A 9,094-nucleotide genomic window follows, 5' to 3' on the forward strand; every position below is an offset into this window, starting at 1 on the left:
GGGCATCCGGTTCGCCCTTCGCCGGCTCGTCCAGCGTGACCGTCTCGAACCAGCCGCGCGCACCGAGCAGCCCGCTCCCGCGCAGAATACGGGCCACCAGGGCGATCTCGCCAGGCGTGATCGGGGCCAGGCGGTGGGACGGATGGTCTTCGGCCAGGGTGCGGGTCTGCATGTCCATCAACGATCCTCTCCGCGCCGTGGCGCCAGGACGATGCCTGCGTTCCGCGCCCACGAGAAGCCGCGGCCGTCCTTTGCGGCATGCCGGCTCTCTCGCCGAGAACGACGGCAGCAGCTAAAGAACGCGCGGACACAGAAGAGGATGACGGTTCGTGAACCAGGATCTCGAAGCCCTGCGCCGGTTCTCCGCAGCCATCGGTGCCGATCCAACCGTCGTCCAGGCCGCGGGCGGGAATACCTCGGTCAAGATCGACGACACGCTCTGGGTGAAGGCGTCCGGGCTGCAGCTCAAGGACGCGCTGAAGGAAGACGTATTCGTTCCGCTCCGCCTGTCCGGCGTCCGCCACCGGATCGAGACGGGCGAGGACGAGCCGGCCAAGCCCGAAGTGCTGCAGGGCACGCTGCGCCCCTCCATCGAGACGAGCCTGCACGCGCTCCTTCCGCACAAGTTCGTGAGCCACACGCATTCGGTTGCCGGTATCGCCTTTGCCGCCGCCAAGGATGGCAAGGAGCGCATCGCGCCGCGCCTGGACGGTCTTGCCTGGCACTGGATTCCCTATGTCATGCCAGGCGTGCCGCTTACCCGGGCGGTCGCAAGAGCCATGGCCGGGCAGGCGGCGGACGTGCTGGTCCTTGAGAACCACGGCATCGTCTATGGCGCAGAAACGGCAGAGGCACTGGAGGAACTCCACCGCGAGCTCGAAGCGCGTCTGGCCCTGCCCACCGCACCTGCCGGCAAGCCGGACCTGCCGGCGCTGCAGCGGCTACTGGAGGTCTCGCCCGGCTGGCGTTTGCCCGTGCACGCCAAGGTCCATGAGGTGGCTCTGGACCACCGTCGCCTTGCGCTGGCCACGGGCGGCGTGGGATGGCCGGACCATGCGATCTTCCTGGCGGACCGGGTGGCGGCCTATGCGGCTGACGTGGTGTCCATTCCCGTGGACGAGCGGGCGAAGCTGGTGCTCATCGAGGGTGTCGGTAGCCTGGTGAAGGCCGATCTCGGTGCATCCGGCGACGAACTGGCCCTTTGCCTTGCCCTGGTGCTGGAGCGCTTCCCGGCCGATGCCGAGATCGTGTACCTGCCGGAGCATGAGGTTGCGGCGCTGATGGGTTGGGAAGCCGAAGCATATCGGCAGAAGCTGGCCAAGGAACGAGCCGGGGGTGCCTGAGCCGAGATAGGCTCGCACGCTCGGCGCCGATCCTTGACGTTCCCCGGACATCGTCAGTGCGACGGAGATGACTAGTGATCAGCACGGTTGAAGGCGAAAAGAAGAGAGCGCATCGCGGCCGTGACGTCACTGGCAAGATTGCGGAAACAGGCACGTTTCTCGGCAAGGTCTGGGCTTTGGCAAAGCCCTACTTCCTGAAGTCGGAAGAGCGAGGCGTAGCACTTTTCTTGCTGGGCCTGATCCTGGGGATGAACTTCTTCCTCGTCTGGATGAGCAAGAACCTCAACAGCTGGAACCGCGACTTCTTTACGGCGCTCCAGGAGAAGGACTCGGCGACATTCTGGCGGCTCCTCTGGTCGACGGAGGGCCTCGAAGCCTTGTTCTTCTCGTGGGTCGGCCTCGTGTTCGTCTACATCGTCGTCGCCGTCTATCGGCTCTGGCTCACCCAGTTCCTGACGATCCGCTGGCGACGCTGGCTGACTGACGTCTACTACAGCCAGTGGCTGCGCGACCGTACCTACTACCGAATGGAACTCACCCAGACGGGCACCGACAATCCCGAGCAGCGCATCGAGCAGGACGTCGACCAGTTCACGCAGTTGACCTTGAGCATCGTGCTAGGCCTGATCTCGGAAATAGCCACGCTGATCACCTTCTCGGTGGTCCTCTGGAATCTGTCTGGTTCCTATACACTGCCCATCTTTGGCGGCATCGAGGTGCCCGCCTACATGTTCTGGACCGCGATCGTCTATGCCTTCTTCGGTTCGTATCTAACCTACCGGATCGGGCGGCCGCTGGTCCGCGTGAATTTCGATCTGGAGCGCTATAACGCCGACTTTCGCTACCGGATGGTCCGGACACGCGAGAACAGCGAAAGCATCGCGCTCTATGGCGGCGAGCCCCAGGAGCGAAGCACCCTGCGTGATGCTTTCGAGCGCATCTACGACACGTATTGGCGCTACATGACGCTGTACAAGCGGCTGACCTGGCTCACCGTGTTCTACGCGCAGGTCGCCAGCATCTTCCCGATCGTGATGCAGGCGCCCCGCTATTTCTCCGGCGAGATTCCTTTTGGCGCGCTGACCCAGACGGCCGGCGCCTTCGCGCAGGTGCAAGGCAGCCTGTCGTGGTTCGTCGACAGTTTTGCCACGCTGGCGAACTGGAAGGCCGTTGTCGATCGGCTGACCACGTTCGGCGAATCGATGGAGCGGGCCCAGACCGAGCAGACCAATGCCGGCATCACTGTCGCGCCGCACGAGGGCAAGGATCTGGTGGTGTCGAAGGTGGACGTTCACCTGCCCAACGGAGCGACGCTGCTTCGCAACATCGACCTTACGCTTCCGGTTGGCTCCCGGGTGGTGCTGCAGGGTCCTTCCGGCAGCGGCAAGACCACCTTGTTCCGGGTGCTCGCGGGCCTGTGGCCGTTCGGCAGCGGCCAGGTCCGCACACCTGGCGGGTCGGAGGTGCTGTTCATCCCGCAAAAGCCTTACATGCCGATCGGCACGCTGAGAGGGGCCCTGCTCTATCCACGCTCGTCCGAGTTGCTGGACGACGGTACGCTGCGCGATGCCTTGACCCGCTGCCGTCTGGAGCACCTGACCGCAAGGCTGGATGAGGTCGCCAACTGGTCCATGAGCCTGTCGCCAGGCGAGCAGCAGCGGGTAGCCTTCGCGCGCGCCTTGCTGCTCCAGCCGGACTGGCTGTTCCTCGACGAGGCCACCTCGGCGCTGGATGCTGCCACGGAAGAGCAGATGTACCGAACAGTGATCGAGGCGCTGCCGGGTGCTGCCATCGTGTCGATTGCCCATCGCCCTTCGGTGACACAGTTCCACGCCAGCCGGCTGGTGATCGACCGGGAGACCGGGACGGTTCGCCAGGCCGCGATCGAACAACAAGAGGGAGGAGCGCCATGAAGAAGTTCATCAACGATGTCGATGATATCCTGGTCGAGAGCCTGACGGGCTTCGGCAGGGCCCACGCGGACCTGGTCGAGATCTCGTTCGATCCGACCTTCGTTCGCCGTAAGACCCCGACCCCGGCGGGGAAAGTCGTGCTGATCTCGGGTGGCGGATCGGGTCACGAGCCACTCCATGCGGGGTTTGTCGGCCACGGCATGCTGGACGCAGCCTGCCCCGGCCACGTTTTCACCTCACCGACCCCCGACCAGATGATCGCCGCGGCAGCCGCGGTCGACGGCGGGGCCGGAACGCTTTGGATCGTCAAGAACTACTCCGGCGACGTCATGAACTTCGAGATGGCGGCCGAGATGGCCGAGGGCGAGCACGCCACCGTGCTGATCGTCGACGACGTCGCAGTGGAGAACTCCAGCTTCACGGTCGGCCGACGCGGCGTGGCGGGCACGATGATCGCGGAGAAGATGCTCGGTGCAGGTGCCGAGGCGGGCTTGGATCTGGCTGCCCTGAAGGCGCTGGGCGACAAAGTGGCCGGCCAGACTCGATCCATGGGTGTCGCCTTCTCGTCATGCATCGTCCCTGCTGCTGGCAGCCCGACCTTCACGCTCGGCGACAACGAGATGGAGATGGGCGTCGGCATTCACGGCGAGCCGGGCAGGCGTCGTGTCCCCTTAGCCTCCGCGCACGACATCGCCGACGAGATGACGGGCGCCATCCTGCAGGATCTGGCGCCCAAGGCGGGCCAGCAGATCTTGCTGCACGTCAACGGCTTCGGCGGCACGCCTTTGATGGAACTGTACCTGATGTACGACGAGGCTGCCCAGATCCTGGAGAAGCGGGGGCTAAAGGTTGCCCGATCGCTGGTGGGCAACTACACGACGTCCCTGGAGATGGCTGGCTGCTCGATCACCGTGACTACGCTCGACGAGCAACTGACCGAACTCTGGGACGCCCCGGTTCATACTCCCGCCCTGCGCTGGGGCCGCTGACGCAGGGGATCATGGTGAGGGAGGCGTTACTGGCCGTCCTTCGCTGTCGATCTCGCACGGATAGGTCTGCGACAGCATCACCAGAAGGATCGTGCTGCCGGTCAGCTGCTGCAGGGCGTCGGCTGCGCGCGGCTTTTGACGCAGTTCGGCAATGTGCTGGAGCAACTGGGGAGTCACGGCGGACGGCCGAAGATCATCCTCGGCATCGGGGCAGAAAAGTGGCGTCCCTTGTTCCGTCATCATCGAGTTCGTCATCGCCAGGGCATCCAGCGCACCGCCAATATAGAAGGTGGCAGCTGACTTCTCCTGGTCGGATCCGCCCAGGAGCCTTTCGATCTCCGCAGCGGGGATCGTGCTGTACTGGGCAGCCTGTGCCTGCCCGGACACCAGGACCAGCCCGAACAGGACGCCTCTCAACGCAAATTTCATCGACGAAGTCCAGGCGGAGGTTCACGGACGATGCGCATGAAGCGCGTGAATAGCTTGGGCTCGGCTGTCAACGTCGATGCCACGTACCGGAGCCTGTTCGACGACTTGGCGAGTTGAACGAGGTAGCGTGGATTCCTCGCACCAAGCATGAGGATCTCGGATTCGAGACTCATGAGCGTGATCGGCTTCAGGGAATCGAGTATGCTGAAGCCGACGCCGAGCCGCATGCCCTGCATGCCTACGGCGATCGGGGACACCTCGTAGGAGGTATCGAAGGCCTCGGCTGCGGCCTCCATGTTGCCCGCGGCAACATTGGCGGCAGCCAGGTAAAGCCAGGTGATGCCATTGAATGGCGATCTGTTCACCGAGCCTTCCAGGTAGCCCACGGCACGACCATATCGCTCCGCGGTTTCCGCCGCCGCCACACCGGGACGCGCGATCATTTCCGCCAGCCCGCAATACCGTAACGATTCGGCTGTCGGCATTGTCTGGAGCGCGTCTGCGCAGATGGAGTCCATGCGGCGTGAAGCCTGTGGCGTGATGGACCCATTGGTGGTCATCACCGCCAAAGGTGACGGCGCCCCGACACGTTCGATCGTCGCCACAAAGATAAGACTGGTGAAGTAGGTGCCGACCAGGAAAAGGACACATAAAACAACACGCCCGACCAACGGGACTAGGCTACCCATCGATCGAGCGTGCATCAGAAACATCCAATGAGGATCTGGCTCAGCTACCGAATGCGGCAAAGCCCGGGACGGTTGGGCTGACGACGCCGACCGGCTCCAGCGTAACCGGATTCACGAACAGATCTCCATCCGGGTCGGTCAGGCCAACCGGGATGATCCCGGATGGGATCCTGTTCTCGATGTACTCAGGGGTCACGTAGTCGAACGTCTTCAGGTTGACCTTCGGAATCCACGAGCCGTTATCGTTGATCCAGTACAGCGTCGCCCGACGGATGTAGCCGATCTCAGGAGCACCATAGGACTCCGGAAGGTCCAGCAGATCGAGTTCCTGCGTGGCCGGCTTGTTCGCCCTGCTCGCATTCGCCACGGGGTCGAAGCCCTGCGGCCAGAAGCCATACAAGTCGAACAGCGTGACCCGCGAGGTCAGCGCCTGCCTCGGGCCGTTCGACGTATTCACTGTCTCGTAGTTGAAGTCCAAGGACTGCGCAGAAGCGGACATCACGAAGCCGGAACCGCCCAGAAGGGCCAGTGCAGCGGCGGCAGAAAGCAACATGCGTCGCATGGGACGTACCCCCTTTTTCTCTGGCATGGATGATACGCACTTCGCGACTGCGAACAAGTGCGCAATCTGACACCGAGGTTGCATTCTATGGTTGTCGTGTGCGTGTTTTGGTTGTCCACAGTCGCCTCGGAAACCAACCAGCAAGGGTATCCATGTCTGTGTGGCACCTGCGCCTCGCCCTGACGGTGTGGCTCATTCTGTTGTTAGCTGCCGCACCATGGCCGCTCGGGAGCGCGATTCCGCTCGCTGCCATCATCTTCGCGCTGCTCAGCACGGTCACCGCCGCCGCGGCGGTTTTGCTTCCGCGTCTCCCGCAGCGGCGACCTTTTACCGCACCGGTGATGGTGGCCGGCCTGATGGTCGCAGGCGTGATTGGATGGATGATGGTCCAACTCCTGCCTGCGATCGGACCAGGGTGGGCGCATCCAGGCTGGACCTATGCGCCCGATGGCACAGGCATCGGGTCGATCTCCATTGCGCCCGATTCAGGCGTCTTTCAGCTCGTGCGCTTCATTGGCTATGTCAGCCTGTTCGTAGCCGTCGTGGCCGTAGCCACCGAGCGCAAGCTTGCCGAACTACTCTACAACTCCATGATGGTAATTATTACGCTCTACGCAATCTATGGCCTGATCGCATGGGGACTGGATTTCGAGACCGTCGCTGGCTTCGGCCCCGTGGCCTATGTAGGTGACGTCACCTCGACCTTCGTGAATCGCAACTCCTGGGCTACTTTCGCAAACCTGGGCTTGGTCCTCATCCTGGCTCGCCTCTCGCAGGACTTCGAAGAGGACCGGGGATCCACGCTGAAATCCCGTCTGATCGAGTTGTTCCAGACGATCAAGCCGATGATGCTCTTCAAGCTCGCGGCGTTCTTCATTGTCGCGACATCATCGATTCTCAGCCATTCGCGAGGTGGCTTTCTCAGCGCGGCTGTCGCCCTCCCCCTCATGCTGATCATCGTGCTGGCAGCTGTCCGCCCTCGTGCCAGTCTGATCGCGGTCAGCGTGCTGGTCGTGGCGATCGCCGGTGTCTGGATTGTCGCGGCCAGCGGCGAGGGTCTCCTTGTCCGGCTCCAGCAGTTGGACATGCAGTTCGACGAGAGCAGCGCCGGTCGCCTCGTCGCCTGGGCCATCTCCATGGAGTTGATTGCCGACCGGCCATGGCTGGGCCACGGGCTCGGATCCTTCCAGGCCGTGTTCCAGAGCAGGACCGACGAGCGGTTCACCCTGATCTACGATCTCGCCCACAACACCTATATCGAGCACATGCTGGAGATCGGCATCCCGGCGACGATCATGCTGTACGGCGCTGTCGTGATCCTGTTTGGCATGTGCGTACGCGGCGTGTTCCGCCGCAAACGGGACCGGGTGTTCCCTTTGGCCGCCGTGGGTGCAACCTTGCTGGTCGGCCTGCATGCGCTTGTCGATTTCTCCATCCAGATGCCGGCGATCGCCATGTATTATTGTGCGATCCTTGCAATGGGCTGCGCACAGGCGAACCCGTCCGAGCGCATCAAGGTCTCCAAGCAGCGCCGCAGTTCGTCCGTGCGTCCAATCGTTGCTGAAGCTCCCGAGGGCATCGTCGTCGAAGCTTGAGCCGGACAAGACTGCGGCGTCACATCAACCTTGGGAGCCTCATACGATCGGCAGAGTGAAGGTTACGTGCACTCGGGCGGTCTTGAACTGGTCATGATCGCTCGCCCGTACAGCGTGGTGCGATCAGCCAGACTGAGCAGATCTTTTCAACCGGGAGTAGTGTTTGTTCCCGGTTCCGAGACCGTGCGGTGTCTGCAACAGGGCTTGTTTCCACGCTCCACATGCCATGTCAGCGCCGCTTCACGTGCATAGTGTTGCCCAGATTGGACATCTGGGCGTTCAAGATGCAGACATTGCCTCAAATGTCGGCTTCTCGACATTTCGCCGCATGGACCTTTATCCCGTCTTGGTTGAATATGGGTGCGCCCAGGAAGATCTGGGTCCGATGCTGCCTTTGGGCAGCGCGGTCGAGGACATAATTCTAGGTACAGCATGATGGCCGACAACACAGATGATTCGCTGAATGAGGTGGTTCATGAGTGGAGAGATGAAGAGATAAGGGCTGTCGAAGCAAGGTTTCGCTACCTTCACCTATGCGAGAAGATGTCAGGTGTCGACGTCGGCCCGTTCTTGAAGGCACGTGAGGCCCAACTTGCAGCCATCGATGAACAAGCCAAAAAATTGGCAGTTGTCGCGGCGCGTGCGGCGGACGCCCTTCAGGGAGCGTTGGGTAACCGTCCACCCGATCATTGAGCAGTAGGCCTCGCCGACTGTCGGCAAAGCCGCTCGGCGGCCCGCTCGTGCGTTGATCAGGCATGTCCTTGCTGGAGAGCATCATGCCTGATCGACCTTATCCTTCCGGCCTGCGTGATACGACGTGGGCTGCACTGGAGCCACTCCTTCCTCCGCCATCGACCTGGGGCGCCCTGCAAAGTGGCCTTTGTGGATCATGGCGGAGGCCATCTTCTGCCTCGTCCGTTCTGGCTGTGCGTGGCGCATGCTGCCTCGTCACTTCCCGCCGCGTCCAATGGACACTCGCAGTTGACCTGCTGGCGCAAGGACTCCCGCTCAAGCGGATGCACGATCGGTTGCGCGAGCACTCCCGTGGGAAGGAAGGGCGAGAGCGGGAGCCTTCTGCCGCGAATGTCGATTTGCAGACAGCGCGAGCGACGGGGGCGGGGGCTGGACGGGTTTCGATGCAGGCAAGCAACGTCCGGGCGCAAGGGGCACCTCCCTGGTGGATGCGTCGGGCCTGATCCTCCTGGCCCGACGCATCCATGGTGGCCTTGCTGCGGCTGGAACTGGTCCGGGCGGATGGCGGCGATACCGGACCGTTCGCGACATGGCTGGCAAAGGAGCGCGGCTGGCGCATGGGAGTCCCGTTTCACCGCCAGCATCAGGCGTGGCGCTATGAATCGGTGGGACCACCCACAGGCTTCCACGTCCTCCTGGGAGTGCCCCGACGGGCTGCCGACGGATGATGGCTGGTCCTAATCCTCCCCCGCTTCGGTGGACACTTCTGATACGCTCCAAGGGAGCGAGGAAGGTGATCTGATGGCGAAGACGAGGCGGGCGTTCACGCCCGGGTTCAAGCGGGGGCGGCAGGGCTGTTGGAGAGCAGCGGCCGGCCGCAG

At 63.0% G+C, this 9,094-nt stretch carries 10 protein-coding genes; 7 read left to right on the forward strand and 3 right to left on the reverse strand.

Annotation, left to right across the window (positions count from 1 at the left end; all coding sequences use genetic code 11):
- The first annotated feature begins 329 nt into the window (after window positions 1-329).
- From VHL31_RS05115 to dhaK, 3 genes are all read left to right on the forward strand, one after another.
- Window positions 330-1,343 (forward strand): class II aldolase/adducin family protein, encoded by a 1,014-nt coding sequence (locus VHL31_RS05115; RefSeq protein ID WP_329660126.1) that lies wholly within the window; start codon window positions 330-332, stop codon window positions 1,341-1,343.
- 74 nt (window positions 1,344-1,417) lie between these two features.
- Window positions 1,418-3,256: an ABC transporter ATP-binding protein/permease gene (locus VHL31_RS05120; RefSeq protein WP_329660127.1), complete on the forward strand. Its 1,839-nt coding sequence runs from the start codon at window positions 1,418-1,420 to the stop codon at window positions 3,254-3,256.
- On the forward strand, window positions 3,253-4,245 hold the full coding sequence (gene dhaK, locus VHL31_RS05125; protein ID WP_329660128.1) for a dihydroxyacetone kinase subunit DhaK: 993 nt from the start codon (window positions 3,253-3,255) through the stop codon (window positions 4,243-4,245). The genes VHL31_RS05120 and dhaK overlap by 4 nt, the downstream gene beginning before the upstream one ends.
- A gap of 9 nt (window positions 4,246-4,254) precedes the next feature.
- On the opposite strand, the gene VHL31_RS05130 is transcribed toward dhaK, so the two are convergent.
- From VHL31_RS05130 to VHL31_RS05140, 3 genes are read right to left on the reverse strand one after another with little or no spacing between them, the layout of a single operon-like run.
- Window positions 4,255-4,674, reverse strand: a complete 420-nt coding sequence (locus tag VHL31_RS05130) for a hypothetical protein (RefSeq protein ID WP_329660129.1) — start codon at window positions 4,672-4,674, stop codon at window positions 4,255-4,257.
- Window positions 4,671-5,345, reverse strand: coding sequence for a hypothetical protein (locus VHL31_RS05135; protein WP_329660130.1), 675 nt, complete (start codon window positions 5,343-5,345; stop codon window positions 4,671-4,673). The genes VHL31_RS05130 and VHL31_RS05135 overlap by 4 nt, the downstream gene beginning before the upstream one ends.
- 58 nt (window positions 5,346-5,403) lie before the next feature.
- On the reverse strand, window positions 5,404-5,925 hold the full coding sequence (locus VHL31_RS05140) for a hypothetical protein (RefSeq protein ID WP_329660131.1): 522 nt from the start codon (window positions 5,923-5,925) through the stop codon (window positions 5,404-5,406).
- On the opposite strand from VHL31_RS05140, the gene VHL31_RS05145 reads away from it, so the two are divergent.
- The 4 genes from VHL31_RS05145 to VHL31_RS05155 all read left to right on the forward strand — a co-directional run bounded on the left by VHL31_RS05145 (window position 5,892) and on the right by VHL31_RS05155 (window position 8,941).
- Window positions 5,892-7,520, forward strand: a complete 1,629-nt coding sequence (locus VHL31_RS05145) for an O-antigen ligase family protein (RefSeq protein WP_329660132.1) — start codon at window positions 5,892-5,894, stop codon at window positions 7,518-7,520. The two genes, VHL31_RS05140 and VHL31_RS05145, sit on opposite strands and share 34 nt — an antisense overlap.
- A gap of 432 nt (window positions 7,521-7,952) precedes the next feature.
- Window positions 7,953-8,213: a hypothetical protein gene (locus tag VHL31_RS05150; RefSeq protein WP_329660133.1), complete on the forward strand. Its 261-nt coding sequence runs from the start codon at window positions 7,953-7,955 to the stop codon at window positions 8,211-8,213.
- A 124-nt stretch (window positions 8,214-8,337) separates the two neighbouring features.
- Entirely contained in the window at window positions 8,338-8,505 is a 168-nt protein-coding gene (locus VHL31_RS26865; protein WP_414653639.1) for a transposase, read from the forward strand.
- Between the two features lie 232 nt (window positions 8,506-8,737).
- Entirely contained in the window at window positions 8,738-8,941 is a 204-nt protein-coding gene (locus VHL31_RS05155; RefSeq protein WP_329660134.1) for a hypothetical protein, read from the forward strand.
- Window positions 8,942-9,094: the final 153 nt, after the last annotated feature.

Origin of the sequence: Geminicoccus sp., assembly GCF_036263595.1 — a bacterium.
Classification (GTDB): Bacteria; Pseudomonadota; Alphaproteobacteria; order Geminicoccales; family Geminicoccaceae; genus Geminicoccus.

Coding starts and splice junctions, on each gene's coding strand:
- VHL31_RS05140 (WP_329660131.1), bottom strand. CDS start 5,925: ATGCGACGCATGTTGCTTTCTGCCGCCGCTGCACTGGCCCTTCTGGGC.
- VHL31_RS05130 (WP_329660129.1), bottom strand. CDS start 4,674: ATGAAATTTGCGTTGAGAGGCGTCCTGTTCGGGCTGGTCCTGGTGTCC.
- VHL31_RS05150 (WP_329660133.1), top strand. CDS start 7,953: ATGATGGCCGACAACACAGATGATTCGCTGAATGAGGTGGTTCATGAG.
- dhaK (WP_329660128.1), top strand. CDS start 3,253: ATGAAGAAGTTCATCAACGATGTCGATGATATCCTGGTCGAGAGCCTG.
- VHL31_RS05155 (WP_329660134.1), top strand. CDS start 8,738: ATGGTGGCCTTGCTGCGGCTGGAACTGGTCCGGGCGGATGGCGGCGAT.